Source organism: Hymenobacter sp. PAMC 26628 (assembly GCF_001562275.1).
Taxonomy (GTDB): Bacteria; Bacteroidota; Bacteroidia; order Cytophagales; family Hymenobacteraceae; genus Hymenobacter.
In genome coordinates this window covers 2,911,504-2,929,126 of sequence record NZ_CP014304.1, presented here as the reverse complement: position 1 = coordinate 2,929,126, position 17,623 = coordinate 2,911,504, and the positions used below count along the sequence as shown (strand labels likewise).

General features: G+C 65.2%; 15 protein-coding genes. 10 read left to right on the top strand and 5 right to left on the bottom strand.

Annotated elements, in window-relative coordinates:
- Positions 1 to 76: 76 nt before the first annotated feature.
- The 8 genes from AXW84_RS12900 to AXW84_RS12865 all read left to right on the top strand — a co-directional run bounded on the left by AXW84_RS12900 (position 77) and on the right by AXW84_RS12865 (position 7,388).
- Entirely contained in the window at positions 77 to 1,363 is a 1,287-nt protein-coding gene (locus AXW84_RS12900) for a restriction endonuclease subunit S (protein ID WP_068233788.1), read from the top strand.
- A 36-nt stretch (positions 1,364 to 1,399) separates the two neighbouring features.
- Complete coding sequence (locus AXW84_RS12895; RefSeq protein ID WP_068233785.1) at positions 1,400 to 2,191, top strand: TIR domain-containing protein; 792 nt, start codon at positions 1,400 to 1,402, stop codon at positions 2,189 to 2,191.
- Between the two features lie 162 nt (positions 2,192 to 2,353).
- Positions 2,354 to 2,908 carry a hypothetical protein gene (locus tag AXW84_RS12890; protein ID WP_068233784.1) on the top strand — a complete coding sequence of 185 codons (555 nt, stop codon included), beginning with the start codon at positions 2,354 to 2,356 and terminating at the stop codon, positions 2,906 to 2,908.
- A gap of 82 nt (positions 2,909 to 2,990) precedes the next feature.
- Entirely contained in the window at positions 2,991 to 3,410 is a 420-nt protein-coding gene (locus AXW84_RS12885) for a hypothetical protein (protein ID WP_068233777.1), read from the top strand.
- Between the two features lie 226 nt (positions 3,411 to 3,636).
- Entirely contained in the window at positions 3,637 to 4,917 is a 1,281-nt protein-coding gene (locus AXW84_RS12880; RefSeq protein ID WP_068233775.1) for a metal-dependent hydrolase family protein, read from the top strand.
- A 418-nt stretch (positions 4,918 to 5,335) separates the two neighbouring features.
- Entirely contained in the window at positions 5,336 to 6,067 is a 732-nt protein-coding gene (locus tag AXW84_RS12875) for a phosphatase PAP2 family protein (protein WP_157886997.1), read from the top strand.
- Between the two features lie 80 nt (positions 6,068 to 6,147).
- Positions 6,148 to 7,164 (top strand): YncE family protein, encoded by a 1,017-nt coding sequence (locus AXW84_RS12870; RefSeq protein ID WP_071891300.1) that lies wholly within the window; start codon positions 6,148 to 6,150, stop codon positions 7,162 to 7,164.
- A 26-nt stretch (positions 7,165 to 7,190) separates the two neighbouring features.
- Positions 7,191 to 7,388 carry a GldL-related protein gene (locus tag AXW84_RS12865; protein ID WP_068233769.1) on the top strand — a complete coding sequence of 66 codons (198 nt, stop codon included), beginning with the start codon at positions 7,191 to 7,193 and terminating at the stop codon, positions 7,386 to 7,388.
- Here AXW84_RS12865 and AXW84_RS25895 read toward each other — a convergent pair.
- The 3 genes from AXW84_RS25895 to AXW84_RS12850 form a co-directional block, all read right to left on the bottom strand.
- The gene (locus tag AXW84_RS25895; protein WP_068233766.1) at positions 7,366 to 10,578 is read right to left on the bottom strand and encodes an efflux RND transporter permease subunit; all 3,213 of its coding nucleotides are present in this window, start codon (positions 10,576 to 10,578) and stop codon (positions 7,366 to 7,368) included. The two genes, AXW84_RS12865 and AXW84_RS25895, sit on opposite strands and share 23 nt — an antisense overlap.
- A 28-nt stretch (positions 10,579 to 10,606) precedes the next feature.
- A complete protein-coding gene (locus AXW84_RS12855; protein WP_068233762.1) occupies positions 10,607 to 11,569 on the bottom strand; it encodes an efflux RND transporter periplasmic adaptor subunit in 963 nt (320 codons plus the stop codon).
- Between the two features lie 291 nt (positions 11,570 to 11,860).
- Complete coding sequence (locus tag AXW84_RS12850; protein ID WP_068233761.1) at positions 11,861 to 13,198, bottom strand: TolC family protein; 1,338 nt, start codon at positions 13,196 to 13,198, stop codon at positions 11,861 to 11,863.
- 190 nt (positions 13,199 to 13,388) lie between these two features.
- On the opposite strand from AXW84_RS12850, the gene AXW84_RS12845 reads away from it, so the two are divergent.
- Positions 13,389 to 14,066, top strand: a complete 678-nt coding sequence (locus AXW84_RS12845; protein ID WP_068233758.1) for a response regulator transcription factor — start codon at positions 13,389 to 13,391, stop codon at positions 14,064 to 14,066.
- 215 nt (positions 14,067 to 14,281) lie between these two features.
- Positions 14,282 to 15,544 carry a sensor histidine kinase gene (locus AXW84_RS12840; protein WP_068233755.1) on the top strand — a complete coding sequence of 421 codons (1,263 nt, stop codon included), beginning with the start codon at positions 14,282 to 14,284 and terminating at the stop codon, positions 15,542 to 15,544.
- A 181-nt stretch (positions 15,545 to 15,725) separates the two neighbouring features.
- Here the strand turns inward: AXW84_RS12840 and AXW84_RS12835 are convergent, their stop codons facing one another.
- Both AXW84_RS12835 and AXW84_RS12830 read right to left on the bottom strand, forming a co-directional pair.
- The gene (locus AXW84_RS12835) at positions 15,726 to 16,184 is read right to left on the bottom strand and encodes a c-type cytochrome (protein WP_071891295.1); all 459 of its coding nucleotides are present in this window, start codon (positions 16,182 to 16,184) and stop codon (positions 15,726 to 15,728) included.
- Position 16,185: 1 nt separating this feature from the next.
- Complete coding sequence (locus AXW84_RS12830) at positions 16,186 to 17,466, bottom strand: PQQ-dependent sugar dehydrogenase (protein WP_068233746.1); 1,281 nt, start codon at positions 17,464 to 17,466, stop codon at positions 16,186 to 16,188.
- Between the last annotated feature and the right edge of the window lie 157 nt (positions 17,467 to 17,623).

Sequence of the window (17,623 nt, the reverse complement as noted above, 5' to 3'; positions counted from 1 at the left end):
GGAGCGGAGCCAAGCATCCTGCTTTGGCGCTACACGGGGCGAAATCGAAACGCGGGCCGATGTCAATTATAGCCGGTTGCTGCCGCTGGTAAAAGAGCGGCTGGCTAATGCGGCTTACCCGGCCGTACCGCTGGGGTCTAAGCTGACGCTGGTGCAATACGGCTCTTCTACGCTGGCCTCTACCGAACCTAGCGGGGTGCCTATCGTGCGGATGAATAACCTGCAACAAGACGGCTGGGCGCTGGACGATTTGAAGTACGTAACCCTACCGGAGAAAGAAGTAGATTCTTACCGAATTGAGTTGGGCGACATTCTTTTCAACCGCACCAACTCAAAGGAATTGGTAGGTAAATGCGAAGTATTCCGCGAGCCGGGCAAGTGGGTATTTGCTTCGTATCTCATTCGGGTACGCACCAACCCGCTGGAATTAGACTCGCAGTTTGCTTCTGATTTCCTGAACGCACCAACGGGCCGCTTGCAAATTGATTGTGTCTCCCGGCAAATCGTCGGGATGACTAACATCAACTCGGAGGAAATCCGGGACTTCGGGATTCCCCTGCCGCCGCTGCCGGTGCAGCAGGAACTGGTAGCGGCCATGAACGCCGCCCGCGCCCTACGCCAGCGGCAACTGGCCGAGGCGGAGGCGTTGCTGGGAGGTTTCGACACGTATTTGCTGGCTACACTCGGTATCAGTACGCCCGCCAATGATGGCCGCCGGGTTTTTGGCGTTTGGATGGCCGATGCCTTCCAGAAAGGCCGCATCAGCCCGGAATATTTTCACCCGGAGCGCCTGCTCACGCTACGCGCCATTGAGGAAGCCGGGGTACGGCACGAGCGCTTGGGCGACTTGGTGGATTTTGTGCGGCAGCAAATCAAAACGCCAAGCGAGAATTACTTGAGCCTGGGCCACGTCCAGAGCCATACGGGCGAACTGGTAGCGTCTTCCGAAACGTCGGAGGGCAATTGCTTTACCTTCCTGGCGGGCGACGTATTATTTATGCGCCTGCGGCCTTACCTCAACAAAGTGTATTTGGCCGAAGCGGACGGCTGTTGTTCGCCGGAGTTTCATGTGTTGCGGGTGCGCGACGAGGCCGCCATTCACGCCGATTATTTAGCGGTGGCCCTACGCAGCAAGCTGATGCTGCTCCAAACCATACATATGATGACCGGCAACACACACCCGCGCCTAGCAAATGAGGACGTGCCCGACCTCATTTTACCCGTGCCCCCGCTGGCGGTGCAACGCGAGGTAGTAGCCGAGGTGCAGCGCCGCCGTGCCCGGGCCCGGCAGCTGCGCGAGGCGGCCGATGCGGGCTGGGCAGCGGCCAAGGCGGCGTTCGAGGCGCGGCTGCTGGGAAACTAATTTCGTTTTGCGCTACTACTTTCTATTCTCCACTACATGGACCGCCCGAAACTCGCCGCTCTCCAAGCCCGCATCACCGCCGTAACGCTGCCAGCGGCGGCCAAGCCAGGCAGTCAGGCCTATTACCAGTCGCAACCGGACACGAGCCCTATTCAAAAAGAATTGGTTGCTATTGCTACCGCTGCCCGTGGTCTATTGTCGAAAGCCAAACTGGTACAAGGAGCAAAACACCAAGAGAAACTTACCAAGCTGACCGAGAAGCTAAGCGCAAAAGATACCTGGGGCCACGCCGTCCGGTTGGAAATGAGCGTGCTTCGGTCGGCACGTACTACCCTGGCGGGTCTGCTCACCACCGTAGCAGCCGAAAGCCGCAAGGTGTTTATCGTTCACGGCCGCGACGAGGCCATGCGCAAAGCTGTGCAGGGGTTCTTGCACCAGGTAGGGCTGGATGATGTCGTGCTGAGTGAAGCCTTGAACAAGGGCGACACCATCATTGAGAAGTTTGACCGGGAGGCGCGGGCCTGCGGCTACGCCATCGTGTTGTGCAGTCCCGACGATGTGGGGAACCTGAAACCGGCCGGAAAAGCCGAACTGAAGCCGTTGCCTCGCGCCCGGCAGAACGTGATTCTGGAGTTGGGGTACTTTGTGGCGCTGTTGGGCCGCCGCCACGTATTCGTGCTCATGGCGGGCAGCGTAGAAATGCCCAGCGACTTTAGCGGGGTGGTGTATGAGGGCTACGATAAAGCCGATGCCTGGAAGCGCCGCTTGGCCGATGAGCTAAGCGAAATGGATTTTTATATTGACCCGGCCGTGCGCAAAAAGCTGTAGTTATTGCCTTATTCCTCCTTGCTTGCACTCTCTCAGTGACGCGAAGACAGTAGATAGCCCTGCCAGACGCATTAATTACTCAAATAGCTGAGGATTCTAGCAGTAGAGAAGGGTGAGGTAGGTTGCTTTTGATTTTGTAAGAAATAACCTACCCCGCTTGCCATGCCGCGCCGCGCCAAGTTCTCCGCTACCCCGCTGGCGCAGGTGCGCCGCCACTTCGGCCTCGACCAGGCCACGCTGGCCGCTTACCTGGGGGTAGGGGCGGGCATGGTGGGCCACCTCGAAGCTGGCCGCAAGCCCACTAGCCTGGCTGCTGCGCAGCGGCTGCTGCCCCTGCTGCAAGCGCTGGCAGCCCCTGCTACGGCCGAAGTCCCCGCTGCCCACCTGGCCCCGCCCGCCCCCGCCCCCCTCGCCGCCCGCCTCGCCACCTGCCAGCACCAGGCCCGCCGGCTGCGCCGCGAGCTGGCCGCCCTCACCCAAACCCTGGAATACGCCCGCCGCTGGCAGGCCGCCCTGCCCGCCCTGCTGGCCCCGGCCGACGAGCGCGCCCGCGCCTGGCTGCTGCGCCGCCAGGCGCAGGCCGCCGCCGACCTCGACGGCGAAACGGCCGCCCGCTACCACCTGCTGCGCCTGCGCGCCGCCGCCCTCGAAGCCGAAGCCACTGAGCTGGCCGCGCTGCTGAGCACACTGGGTAGCGGGGAGGAAATTGCTAACTAAAAAGCATCGGAATGCTAAAATGTAACGCAGGGCTCGCTACTTTTGAAGCGTACATTTTTTCATTCCTACCTCATTCTTTATTATGGCCCTTGACCTGACCTTCCTCACCACCAAAGCCGAGTGCGACGATGCCCTCGCCGACCTGCAAGCCGAGCTGGACGGCTACCAGCACCGCACCGCCAACCTCGACTACGCCGCCAGCCAGGCCGGCCGCAGCACTGCCGACGTAGCGGCCCGGCTGGCCGGTGTGCAGGCCGAAATCGACTCCTACACGGCCATGCTCAACGTGCCCAATATGCCGGCCGCCCTCAAAAAGCAAACCGAAAGCAAGCTGCGCCGCGCCACCGACCGCAAAGACAACCTGACCGAGCGCGGCCAGGCCCGCACCGGCACCGCGGCCTTCCTGGCCGCCGTCGATGCCGAGCAGGTAGCCGCCCAGGTGGCTACCCTCAGCAGCGCCCAGTCGGCCGTGGCCAGCCGCAAGGCCGCGCTGCCCGCGTAAGCGCCCCCCCGGAAATAAGCCCCCTCGAAAGGCCGTCCTGCTTGCCAGGGCGGCCTTTCTTTGTGGCCGCCGGGCCCCGCCGTGCTTTATTTGGCGGACGCTGGATGGGCGCGACGTTACCACGATTTCCTACTAGTGGTTTCCGAAGGAATGAACCTGTCCTGACCCGCCAAGCGGTGACTAGCCTGAAAACCGTATATACAGCTTCTTAAACCACGAGGAAATAATGCACCGGATTTTCGTTTTTTGCCTGTGGCTGCTCCCCCTAGCGGCCCGCGCCCAGGCCCCCAGGCCCGCCGCACCACCCACGGCCACGCTGTTGCACCCCGCCGCCGTGTTCGACGGCCAGGACCTGCACCCGGGTTGGGCCGTGCTGGTGGAGAACGGCAAAATTACGGCCGCGGGGCCGGCGGCGCAGCTCACTGCCCCGGCCGGCGCGCGCACCCTGGAGCTGCCCGGCCTCACGCTGCTGCCGGGCCTCATTGAGGGGCACTCGCACCTGCTGCTGCACCCCTACAACGAAACGCCCTGGGACGACCAGGTGCTGAAGGAGCCGCTGGCCCTGCGCGTGGCCCGCGCCACCGTGCACGCCCAGCGCACGCTGCTGGCCGGCTTCACTACCACCCGCGACTTGGGCACGGAAGGCGCCGGCTACGCCGATGTGGGCTTGAAGCAGGCCATTGACGAGGGGATTATCCCGGGGCCCCGGCTGCTGGTGGCCACGCGCGCCCTGGTGGCCACCGGCAGCTACGGCCCCCGCCTGGCCGCCGTGGACGACCTGCCCCAGGGGGCCCAGGAGGCCGACGGCGTGGACGGCATCATCCGGGCCGTGCGCGAGCAGATTGGCCGCGGGGCCGACGTGGTGAAGGTGTACGCCGACTACCGCTGGGGCCCCGGCGGCACGGCCGCGCCCACGTTTTCGCAGGAAGAATTGACGCTGATTGTGCAAACCGCCCGCTCGACGGGCCGCGGCGTGGTGGCCCACGCCAGCACCGCCGAGGGCATGCGCCGCGCCGTGCTGGCCGGCGTCGAAACCATTGAGCACGGCGACGCCGGCACGCCCGAAGTGTTCCGCCTGATGAAGCAGCGCGGCGTGGCCCTGTGCCCCACCGTGGCCGCCACCGATGCCATCTCGCAGTACAGGGGCTGGAAAAAAGGCCAGGGCCCCACGCCCGAGCGGGTGCTGGCCAAGCACCGCGCCGTGCAGGCGGCGCTGCAAGCCGGCGTGACGCTGGTGATGGGTGGCGACGTGGGCGTGTTTCCGCACGGCGACAACGCCCGCGAGCTGGAATTGCTGGTGAACGACTACGGCCTGGCCCCGCTGCAAGTGCTGCGCGCCGCTACTGCTGGCAACGCCCAAGTTTTCCACCTCGCCGACCGCGGCCGCGTCGCCCCCGGCCTGCTCGCCGACCTCGTGGCCGTGGCCGGCGACCCCACCCGGCAAGTAGAAGCCCTGCGCCAAGTGCGCCTCGTGATGAAGGGCGGCGTGCTCTACCGCCAGCCGTAGCAGCAGCGTGGACGCCGCGGGTTCGCGCCTTACGCATCAGCCATTCAGCCGCTCGGACTTGCAAAGTCTGCGCGGCTGAATGGTGTTTGGGGCCCCGGGGCTAACTGCCAGGCGTTGGCGCAACGGTAGGCGCGCTACGCAGGCTGATTACTTTACGATTTGGTAACCCAAAGGCCCGGCGGCGTCGTAGGGAGCTTTTGGGCGCAAACCTGTAGCCGCAAATACCCCAGGGGGCCTCCACGGCCACAGGTTTGCGACAGGTTTAACGACAAATTTTGTTTTATTGGCAGGGCATTCAATGCAATTTTTTCTTTCTACTATTCGCAATCAGGGTCGGCGCGTGGGCGCGGCCGGGTTGGTTTTATTGGCATTGGCGGCCGGGACGGGCCCTGCGGCGCAAGCCCAAGTGTTGCCCCCAGTGGCCCCGCCCGCGGCGGCCGACACCGCGCACAAGTACGAAAACCCCAGCGGGGTGTCCTCGTCGGTGCGGAAGCCGTTTTTCCAGCGCAAGCTGGTGCGCGCAAGCATCGTACCGGCCATCTTGATCGGCTACGGGGCGTACACCTTCAACGGGGGCGGCTTCTACACCAACCAGGATGCTGACCGCGACATCCACCGCCTCTTCCCGAAGTCCAACAGCCGCATTGCCGACTACCTCATTTTTGCGCCCTACCTGGAGTTGGGGGCCGTGGCGCTGGCCGGCGTCGAGTCGCACAACGACCGGGTGAACCTGTTGCTCATCATCGCCAAAAGCGAGGCCATCATGCTCAGCAGCACCTTCGTGGTGAAGGCCCTGAGCCACGAGGAGCGGCCCGATGGCTCCGATAACCTCTCGTTTCCGTCGGGGCACACGGCGCAGGCGTTCCTGGCCGCCAGCATTGTGCACACCGAGCTGCGCGATAAGAGCCCGTGGTACGGCATCGGGGCCTACACCATCGCCACCGGCGTGGGGGCCCTGCGCATGATCAACGAAAAACACTGGCAGAGCGACGTGTTTGCCGGGGCGGGCTTCGGCATCCTGTCGGCCCACCTGGCTTACCTGACGCACCGCAACCGCTGGGGCCGCAAGTCCATCGGCCGCGACGTGGGCATCGTGCCCAGCTACTACGGCGGCGTGCCCGGCGTGTGCCTCACCTGGCGCCCCAAGTAGTGGGCCGGCGGGGTGAGGCGTTGTGCTTAGGATATCATAATAAGTCACTTACCCCTACTGGCTAATCGCCGCCCACCCCCATGACCCAACCGCTGCTGTCCATTCTCCTGCTGGGGGCCCTTGCCGGGGCCCCGGCCCAGCCGGGCCCCGCGCCTACCTACCGCGTGGCCACTACTTGGCCGGTGGGCGGCGAAGGCGGCTGGGACTACATCTCCGTTGACCACGCCGGCGGGCGTGTCTACGTCTCGCACGCCACCCAGGTGGAAGTGCTGGACTTAGCCAGCGGCCGCAAGGTGGGCACCATCCCCAGCACGGCGGGCGTGCGCGGCATCGTGGTGGCGCAGGGGCGCGGCTACATCAGCTGCGGCAGAACCAACACGGTAATTGAATTTGACCCTAAGACCCTGGCAGTGACGGCCACCGTGCCCGCCGGTACCAAGCCCGACGCGCTGCTCTACGACGAATTCTCGAAGCGGGTGTTCGTCTTCAACAACGGCGCTACCACCGCCACCGTGCTCGACGCGGCCACCGGCCAGCCCGTGGGCACTGCCGAGCTGGGCGGGGCCCCCGAGGCCGGCGTCAGCGACGGCAAAGGCACGGTGTTCGTCAACCTCGAAGACAAAAACGAAATCGTGGCCTTCGACGCCAAAACCCTAAAGGAGAAGCACCGCTGGCCCGTGGGCCCCGGCGAGGAGCCCAGCGGCCTGGCCCTCGACCGCGCCCACCGCCGCCTGTTCAGCGTGTGTGCCAACGAAAAAATGGTGGTGCTCGACGCCGACAACGGCAAAGTAGTGAACGCACTGCTCATCGGCAGCGGCGTCGACGGCGTGGTGTTCGACGAAGGCCGGCAGGTGGCCGTCAGCTCCAACGGCAGCGGCACCGTCACGGTGGTGCACGAAGACGGCCCCGAGGCCTTCCGCGTGGCCCAAACGCTGGCCACCGCCCGCGGTGCCCGCACCCTCGCCATCGACGAAGCTACCCACCGCCTCTACCTGCCCACCGCTGACTTTGGCCCCGCCCCGGCTCCTACGCCCGCCGTGCCCCACCCACGCCTGAGTACCGTGCCCAACACCTTCCGCGTGCTGGTGGTGGAGTAGGGCCCCCGGTGGCTACCTTGCCGCCCATGAAAGCCAAGCACGCCGTTGTTCTATTCGTTTTTGGGCTCTGCGCCGATTTTATAGGCGCGTTGCTCAAAATTATGCACTGGGCTGGGGCCGATGCACTGCTGATTATGGGCATGACACTCAAGGTCATTGGTGCCTTGGCCTTCCTTTACAAGCTGGTTACGCATCCCAAGGTTAAAGATTTTCTATACTGGTAAGTCCTGGCTTCCCGCCGCCGTAGGCTAGGCGCAGCAGGCTGGGCAGCACCACCAGCAGCAGAGGTAGGGCCAGCAATAGGCCCCCGATAACGGCGATGGCCAGCGGCTGGTGCAGCTGGGCCCCGGCGCCAATGCCGAGGGCCAGCGGGGCCAGCGCCACAATGGCCGAGAGCGCCGTCATCAACTTGGGGCGCAGCCGGGCGGCGATGGCGTAGGCAATGGCCTCCTCCACCGGCCCACCTTCGGCGCGGAAGTCGTTGAACTGCTGGAAGGTGAAGATGGCGTTCTCACCAATGATGCCCACTACCATGATAAGGCCAGTGTAGGAGCCGACGTTGAGCGGCGTGTTGGTGAGGTACAGCGCCAGGCTGCCGCCGGCGGGCCCCAGGATGGCCACGAGTAAAATCAGCCCCGCCGCTTTGAGGTCTCTGAACAGGAACAAGCCGACTGCGAATACCAGTAGGCACGCGGTGCCCAGGATGGTGAGCAGCTCTTGGAACGACTGCTGCTGCTCGGCATACGAGCCGCCGTACTGGATGAAATAGCCAGGTGGCAGGGGTACTTCGCGCACAATCTTCTGTTGAATTTCCTGCATGGCCGAGCCCAGGTCGCGGCCATCCAGGCGGGCGGTGACGGCCGTCATGGCTTGCAGGTTTTCCCGCTCCAGCTCGGCGCTGCTGGTGGTGACGGTGATGTCGGCCAGCTCGTCGAGGCGGCGGCGCTGGCCGTTGGGCAGAAAGACGGGCTCGCCGCGCATCTGGGCCAGCGTGGCCTGCGCCGCTTGCGGGTAGCGCATCCGAATGTTGAGCAGCTGCTCGCCGCTGAGCACGTTGCCGGCCACCGTGCCGCCAAGCTGCGTTTGCAGCTGCGTCTGGAAATTCGTGGCCGTAAGGCCAAACTGCGCCAGCTTGCGCGGGTTGGGGCGCACGTCCACGCTGGGGCCCACCCGCACGATGCCGTTGAAGACGTCGGCCGTGCCGGCGGTTTTGGTCACCACGTCGGTTACCTGGTTGGCCAGGGCGTAGCGCTGGGTAGCGTCGGGGCCGAAAACCTTGATTTCGATGGGCTGCACGGTGCTCATGAGGTCGCCGAGCATGTCGCCGATAACCTGGCCGAAGTCTATCACCAATGCCGGCTCGGTAGCTTCGATGCGCTGGCGCAGGTCGGAGATTACTTCCTCGGTGCTGCGCTTGCGGCTGGTTTTGAGGCGAATGAGGTAGTCGCCCCGGTTAGGCTCGGTGATAAAGAAGCCCATCTGGGTGCCCGTGCGGCGCGAGTAGCTGGCCACCTCTGGCACTTGCAGAATGAGCTTTTCGGCCTGGCGCAGCATGCGGTCCGTTTCGTCGAGGCTGGTGCCGGCCGGCGAGTTATAGTCGAGCACAATGGCCCCTTCGTCCATATCGGGCAAAAAGCCCGTGGCCAGGCGCGGAATGATGAACGCCATCACCCCCACCAGCAGCAGAATACCCACCACGCTGTAAGCCGGGTGGCGGATAACCGAGCGCACCCACGGAATGTCGTGGTGCTGGGTCGAAGCCGTCGCACCCTGCGCCTCAGCCGCAGGCCCGCCCTTCATTTTTTTGGAAGGCGTTGAAGCCCGCTTTTCCAGCTCCAGGCTGTCGTCGGCGGCCGCCGTGGTGGCGTCGGCCGGGGCGTCGTCGGGGCCAAATTCGTCGTTGGTTGACGGCGGGCCGGTCGGCTGGGGCCCCTTATTTTTTTTGCTGAGCAGCAGGTACGCGACCGGCAGCCCCAGCCACGCCACGAAAAACGAGCACACCAGCGCCACTACCATCGTGGTAGCAAGTACTTTAAAATAAGCTCCTGCCACGCCACCCAGCAGGGCAAAAGGCAGGAAAATCACGATGGTGCTGAGGCTGGAGCCTATCAGGGCGGGCAGCAAGTGCTTCACCGAGCGCTCCACCACCTCGCCGGGCGTGGCGGCCGGGTGCTCCTCGCCCACGCGGTGCAGCTGCTCGACCATCACCACGGCGTCGTCAATCATGAGGCCAATGGCGGCGGCAATCGCGCCCAGGGTCATGATGTTGAGCGAGTAGCCCAGCACGAAATAGAGCACGGCCAACGTCAGGGCCAGCGCCACCGGAATGGTGAGCACGAGCGTGAGCGACGCCCGCCACGAGCGCAGAAACAGCGACGTGACCACCAGCGCCAAGGCCAGCCCAATCCACAGGGAGTCCTGCACCGAGCGCACTACTTCCGACACGAAATCGGCCTGGTCGTAGTAGGGCTCCAGCTTGATGCCGCGCGGCAGGCCCACGCGCAGCGCCGCCACTTTGGCGGCCACGCCCTGGCTCACCTGCACCACGTTGGCCGCTGGCTGGCGCTGCACCGAGATGAGTACCGCGTCGTGCCCGTTGGCGTTGATGCGGATGTACTCGGGCTGCTCGCCGATGCGCACCGTGGCCACGTCGGCCAGGCGCACAATGCGGCGGTTGTCGTTGCGCAGCACCACGTTTTCGATGTCCTCTTTTTGCAGAATGGTGGCATCCGTCACCGTCAGGTAGAGGCGGCGGTAGTCGGCCAGGTAGCCGTTGCTGAGCACGAAGTTGGTGTTGTTCAGGGCCGTCTGCACGTCGTCGGGGCCCAGGCCCAGGGCGGCGAGCTGGGTCGGAATGAGCTCGACCTCGTACTCCTTGGTGCGCCCGCCCTGAATCTGCACGGCCGCTACTCCCTCCACCTGCGAGATGAACGGCTTAATCGTGTAGAGGGCCAGCCGCCGCAGCTCCAGGGCCGAGTGCCCCGGCGCCTCCAGCGTGTAGCCCATCACCGGCAGAATGGCCGGGTTCATGCGCTCGACGCTGATGTTGATGTTGGCCGGCAGGTTGCCCCGCGCTTGGTTGAGGCGGCTCTCGATGAGCTGCTGGGCCTGCACCACATCGACGCCCCAGTTGAGGTACGCCGAAATCTCGCACGAGCCCCGGCTGGTGGTCGAGCGTAGCAGGCGCAGGCCGGGCACTTGCTTCATGGCGTCTTCCAGCGGCTTGGTCACGGTCACCATCACCCGGTCCACGGGGGCGAGGCCCACGTCGGCAATCACCTTTACTTTCGGAAAGGTTACTTCCGGAAACAGGGCCACGTTCAGCCGCCGGTAGGCTAGCCCGCCCAGGGCCAGGGCCAGCGCCAGCAGCACCGCGATGGGGGCCTTGTAGGCTTGCAAAAAAGGAGTACGCATACGAGGTCTAAAGGAAGTAAGAGCGGCCCTACTCGGCAGCAGCGGGCGGCACCTGGCCGGCCCGCTGCACTTTCACGGCCGCCGTGTCGTCGAGGCCATAGTTGCCGGAGAGCAGAATCTTGTCGCGGCTGGTGAAGGCGGGCGACTTAATTTCCACGCGGTCGGTCTGCTGGTTGCCCACGGTCACGGGTACCTTCACGGCGGTCGAGTCGTTGAGCAGGCGCATCACCCAAAACTGGGTCTGGGTTTCGTCGGTGAGGACGGCCGCGCGGGGCAGGGTAGGGGTCAGGTGCGGCGCGGTGCGGTCGACCTCGACTTGCACGGCGAGGTTTTCGGGCAGTTCGGGCACCGGGCCGGTGGGGCGCACGGTGTAGCGCTGGGTTTGGAGGGCGGCGTCGGCGGTGGCGAGCACTTCGGCCACGCGGCCCGGCAAGATGCGGCCATCGGGCAGGCGAATGCGGCAGGGCTGGCCCACGCGCACGTAACGCAGCTGCGTCACGGGCACGTCGAGCACGAAGCCGAAGCGGGCGCGGTCGTAGCTCAGGGCTAGCTGCTCGCCGTCCTGCACGTAATCGCCGGCCAGCTTGTCTACGGTGGCCAGCACGCCCGCCTGGCTGGCCTTGATGCGGATGATGCCGGAGAAGCGCAGGCGCGGGTCGCCGGTGAGCTTATCCAGGTGCAGCACCCGGCTTTCCTTGGTTTGGAGGGTGAACACGGTTTGCCCGGCGGCCACGCGCTGGCCCGGCACCGGCACCGGCGCCAGCAGGTAGCCGGTGGTGGTGGCGCGCAGCACGTCCTTGGCCGGGTAGGCCGAAAGGGCGCTCAGCCGGAGCACGTCCGTCACGGTATCGCGCTGCACCGTGCCCACCGTGACGACGGCGCGGGGCTTCGCGGCGGCGGCCTCGCCGTCGGCGGGTGCGTCGGCCGCGGGGGCCCCGGAGTGGCAAGCGGCCAAAAGCAAGAGCAACGCAAAAGGCAGAAAACGGAGCATAGATGAAAGCAAAAACCAGGTGTTTACTAGGGATAAAAGAACAGCGTGATGCTCAACTGGCGTCTGTGCCGCCAAAGCATCTCTTACGCTGCGTAGAGCAGTTTCGGGGCCCCAACGGGGGCAAGGTTTTGGCGGCGGCAGTTTCCGCGGCACAGATTTCGAAAATGCGCCAAATCATGGTTTGCTGCTGTAGGAGAGGTACTTCGACAGGCTCAACGCAACGGCCTTTAATTGGGCAAGGGCGCTTAAAACAGGTGCCGAAAAGAACGAAAGCAGCGGGCCCCCGGGGCCCTATTCCGCCAAATAGTCTAGCGCGTACTGGCTGCGAAGGCGGTCGGTTTCGGCCTGCGTGAGGCTGAACTGCAGGGTGCGGTAGCTCGTCACCAGGTTTAGGTAGTCCAAGATCATCACGTCGCCGGTGGCCAGCTGCTGGCGGGCGGCGCCCACCAGGGCCTCGGCTACCCGCAGCTGCTCGCGGATGCGCGCCGCCAGCGCCTCCGAGGCTTGGATGAGGGCCCCCAGCTGGTCGTACTGCTGCTGCCGCTGCACCGTCAGGAACTGCCGGTAGCCGCGCCGGCTCCGCTCGCCCAAGTCAATGCGCTGGTACTGGAGCTGCCGCTGGTGGCCGTCGAAAATAGGCAGTGCCAGCAAAAAGCCTGCCCCCAGGCCGGTGCTGTGCCCCAGGGCCAGCAGCCCGGGCTGCGATGATTGGATGCCGGCGTCGAGCACCGCGCTCAGCTTGGGCCGGTAGCTGGCGTCCACGGCCTGGCGGTCGAGCTGGTAGCGCAGGCTATCCAGCGTGTACTGGCGCTGGGTGATGGAGCCCAGGCCCGCCAACGGCCGGCGCACCGGGGCCCCGGGCACGGCCAGGGCCACCAGGGCCGTGTCGGCCACGCCGCACAGGTAGCGCAGCGTGCCCAGCTCGCGCCGGTAGCCGAGGCGGTTTTGCTCCACGGTTACCTCCTGGGTGTGCACCGACAGGTAAAAGCTCAGGTACTGCGTCTGCTTGAACACGCCCGCGTTCACGAGCTGGCGCAGCTGCTGGTCTTGCTGGCGCAGCTGCCCGAGCAAGGTGCGGCTGAAGTCGAATTGCAGCTGCGCGGCATAAGCCATCAGGAACTGGTCGGTTACGGAGCGGCGCAAATCCAGAGCTGAGAGGCGGCCAGTGTTGCGCAGCACCAGCCCCTGGTTGCCCAGGATGCGGTAGTCGGTTTGCAGCTGGAAGCGGTTGAGCACCGGCTTGGTGGCCTGCCCGAAGGTGGCGTAGTTGCCGCCGTTGCTCACGGCCTGGTCGTAGCCGATGACCTGCTCGCCGCTGCTGTTCGTGATGGACGGCGACGCCACCGCCGCCCCGATGCCGGCCACCTGCACGCCGTTCTGCGCCTTGCGGCGGAGGCTGTCGAGGCGGTTTTGCAGCACTTGGTTGCGCAGGTCGCCCAGCAGCGGGCTTTGGGCGTAGGCCACGGCCAGGAAGTCGGGCAGCGCCCGCAGGCTGGCCGGCTCGGCGGGCGCCACGGCCGGCAGGGGCCCCAGCGTGGGCTGGCCCGCCCCTTGGGCACGGGCCGCCCCGGCCCCTAGGCCCAGCACCAGGGCCCCTGCGGCTAGCCAGCGAAAAACAAAAAGCACCACAGCGAGCGAGATAAGGGGAGAAGCAAGCACTAAACACCGTAAAAGTCTTCCATAATTCTGAAGCAATGTTGGCGGCTGCCACCGTTGGGGCCCCAGCCGCCGGGCCGGGCCACAGATTTCCCCCAGCTTTGCTTCGTTTTTTCGCAGCCTGGCCGGCGAAACTTCCCGCCCGCGGCCCGATTATCTTTTCATGAAGCTCCTGCTTATCGAAGACGAACCTGCCCTGCGCGCCGTGCTGCTCGAATCGCTGCGCCCCGGCGGCTACGTGGTGGAAGTGGCGGCCGATTTTGCCCAGGCCTACGAGAAAATCAAGCTCTACCGCTACGACTGCGTGCTGCTCGACCTTACGCTGCCCGACGGCAACGGCCTCGACCTGGTGCGGGTCCTGAAGGCCGATAATTCGCCGGCCGGCGTGCTCATCTTCACCGCCCGCGATACCCTGGAGGACCGCATCGCCGGCCTCGACCTGGGGGCCGACGACTACCTCGTCAAGCCCTTTCACCTCTCGGAGCTGAACGCCCGGCTGCGGGCCATCATCCGGCGGCGGCAGTTCCAGGGGCAGCACCACATCGTGTTCCGCGACCTGCTGGTGTGGCCCGACCAAGCCGAAGTGCTGGTGCGCGGCGAGCCCCTTGCCCTCACCCGCAAAGAGTACGACCTGCTCCTCTACCTGCTCGCCAACCCCGACCGCGTCCTCACCAAAGAAGCCATCGCCGAGCACCTCTGCGGCGACGCCGTGGACGCCGCCGACTCATTCGATTTCATCTACACCCACTTCAAAAACCTGCGCAAAAAGCTCCAGGAAAAAGGCGCCGATAATTACATTCGTACCATGTACGGCGTAGGGTATAAGCTTAGCAGCGAGTAGGTTGTTTAAATGTGAAAATGTGTGGAATGTGTTTCAAATGTGAGAATTAGACCGTCATGCTGAGCGCAGCGAAGCATCTTTTTCGCGTAACTAATCCTGATTGCTGGCGCCAGAAAGATGCTTCGCTGCGCTCAGCATGACGGGCTTGTGGCTCGTTCTATAATTCACCCATTGATCCACCACCTCGCTCATTCACCCGTTCGCTCCTTGAAAATATGAAGCTGCTCGCCGCCACCAACCGCTACTACCTGGCCCTGGCGGCGGTGCTGTTCGCGGTGGGCAGCGGGGCCCTGTACGTAGGCGTGAACCACGCCTTGCGCCACGAGGTAGGCGAGCAGCTGGCCGTTCGCCGCCACGAAGTTGAGCAGCAGGTGCGCGCCGGCCGGCCGCTGCCGGCGCCCCCGTTCGAGTCGGGGCTGGACGTGAGCACGGGGCCCCGGCCGGTGGGCTTCAGCGACATTGTGCTGCGCGACACGCTGGAGCACGAATGGGTGCCGCACCGGCAGCTCACGTTTGCGGTGCGCCCGGCGGCGGGGCCCCCGGCGTGGGTGACGGTGCGCAAGTCGCTGGTCGAAACCGACGATTTGGTGCGCGTCATTCTCACCACCATGCTGGGCGTGCTGGCGGCGCTGCTGGGCGGCGCGGCCCTGCTCAACCGCTGGCTAGCGGGGCGGCTCTGGGCCCCGTTTCGGCACACGCTGGGGGCCCTGCGCGGCTACGACTTGCAGCAGCACCAGCCCCTGGCGCTGCCCACGCCCGCCATCGCCGAGTTTGCCGAACTGAACCTGGCCCTGACGCACCTCAGCCAGCGCCTGGTGGCCGACTACGAAAACCTGCGCGAGTTCACGGCCAACGCGGCCCACGAAACCCAGACGCCGCTGGCCATTATGCAGGCCCAGCTGGAACAACTGCTGCAACTGCCGGTCCTGGAGCGCGACCCCGCCGCCGCGCCGCTACTGGCGGAATTATACGGTGCCACGCGCCGCCTCTCGCGCCTGCACCAAGCCCTGGGGCTGCTCAGCCGCATCGAAAACCGGCAGTTTGCCGCCGCCGCCCCGGTGCGGCTTGACGAGCTAGTGGCCGAAAAAAGCCGGCAGCTGGGGCCCCTACTCGAAGCCCGGGGCTTGGCCTTGCACCTGCACGCGCCGGCGGCCCTGGTGGTGTACATGCACCCCGGCCTGGCCGATTCGCTGGTGCACAACCTGCTGCACAACGCCATCAAGCACAACGAGCCGGGCGGCGATGTAACGGCGGTGCTGGGCGGCAACTTTTTCGAAATCAGCAACCCCGGGGCCGACCCGGGCGGCGACCCGGCCCGCTTCTTCGAACGCTTTCGCAAGCACCGCGCCACCGCCGACTCGCCCGGGTTGGGCCTGAGCATCGTGCAGCAAATTGGGGTGTACTACGGGTTTGGAGTGAGCTACATGTTCGAGCCAGCCGGCCGGCGCCATGTGCTGCGGGTACAGTTTGGGGCGTAGCGTGGACTCTGCGAGTCAGTGCCTTTCGCTTTGTCTTACCGGTAATAGATGTAGCGCGAACTCTGTGGCTCGCGGCGCTACCTGGTCGCTGCCCGATAATCGGCAGGACAAAGCGAGAGCCGCGGACTACAGAGTTCGCGCTACATCTATTGCCGGCAGGACGCGCAGCGTCCACGCTACGTTACTTGCTGGCGCGGGTAGCTTTTACCTCGGCTACGCTCACGGCGCTGGCTTTGTTGCCGAACGAGTTGCGCACGTAGGTGAGCACGGCGGCCATTTGCGCGTCGGTGAGAAAGTCGTGGGCTGGCATGACGTTGCGGTACGTCTCGCCTTGGATTTCCACTTTCTCCGCAAAGCCGTGCACCAGGATATTGGTTAGCCGCGCTTTGTCGCCGAGCACGTACTCGGTTTTAGTGAGGGGCGGGTTCATGTTTTGTACGCCGCCGCCGTCGGCCTGGTGGCAGCTGAGGCAGTATTGCGTGTATACTTGCTTGCCTTGGGCCAGCAGCGCCGGGGCGGGGGCCCCGGCGGCAGCGGCTTTAGGTTTGGGCTTGGTTTGGGCCCCCGCGGGCCCAGCGCCCGGCAGCGCCAGGACCGCAGCCAGCAGGAGGGCGGCCCCCAAAAGGGAAGAACGGGTCATGCTACTTGTTGTAAACGATGCGGAAAATGGTGCCTTTCGAGTCGTCGCTCACGTAGAGCGAGCCGTCGGGGCCCTGGGCCAAGCCGCAGGGGCGGTGGTCGGCGCGGCCCGAAGCGGTTTTAGCGGCCGTGCCGGCGAAGTTGTCGGCAAATACCTCATAGGGGCCGCTGGGCTTGCCGTCCTTGAAGGGCTGGAAGGCCACGAAGTAGCCCATCTGGGGCTCGGGGGCCCGGTTCCAGGAGCCGTGGAAGGCGATGAAGGCCCCGTTGCGGTATTTGGCCGGGAACATGCTACCGGTGTAGAACAGCAGCGCGTCGGGGGCCATGTGGGCGGGGTAGGCGGCCACCGGGTCAATGTACTTGTCGGTCACAGCTTTTTTGCCGTCGCCGCCGTACTCGGGGGCCAGCATTTTCTGGCGCTTGGCGGGGTCATAGTAGATGTAGGGCCAGCCGGCGTTGTCGCCCGACTTGAGGGCGTACATGCACTCGGCCGGCAGCTGGGACGAGGTTTTCTCGTCGTACATGGCCGGGAAGATGTCGTGCAGTTGGTCGCGGCCGTGCTGCATCACGAAGAGCTGGTTGTCCTTCTCGTTCCAGTCGAGGCCCACCACGTTGCGCAGGCCGGTGGTGTAGCGCGTGCCCTGGGCCTGGCGCTGGCGCTGCCCATCGGCCTTGAACTGCCAGATGCCGCCCGCCGAGTCCAGGACCGGGCAGTTGGCGATGCCCATCGAGCCCTTCTCGCGGTCCTTCACTTGGCACGAGTTGGAGTAGGCCCCCACGTTCACGTAGAGGTTGCCGGCGTTGTCGAGCACGATGGACTTGCTCTCGTGCTCCTGGCCCAGCTTGAGGCCCGCCACCACCAGTTCGGGCTGGGCGGGGTTGATGACTTGGTTTTTGGCGTCGAGCTTGTAGCGGTACACGTCTTTGTCGGACGAGGCGTACAAGTACCCGTTTTTGAGGTACATGCCCGTGCCGCCGTAGTTGCCGAAGCCGCTGGCTACGGTGGCCTTGCCGGTTGCCGAGGGCTTCAGCACCAGGATGCCGCCCTGGGCCGTGGGCTTGTTGAGTTTTACGTACACCGTGCCCTCGGGCGTGACGGCGAGGTGCCGGGCCTTGCCGCCGGTTTCGGCCACCACCAGGGCCCCAAAGCCGGTCGGTAGTTTCAGGCCAGCGTTGCCGGGGTCGGGGGCCACGCGGGGCGCGGCCGGCGCAAGGGCAAGCAGGGCTGCGCCGCCGGCCAGGGCGGCGGGCAGCAGAGCAGAGCGAAGGGCAGAAATTTTCATATGTAAAGAAAGAATAAGAATGGCCAAACCAGGGCCAGGGCCTTTTACTCCAAACGGCACCCGGTGGTTGGGACCATAAGTCCCGGGCCGTCCCTAAGGTTCGCGGGCCCAAAACCCACGCCCGGGCCCAGCAGAAAGAAGGTTGGCCCCACTGCAA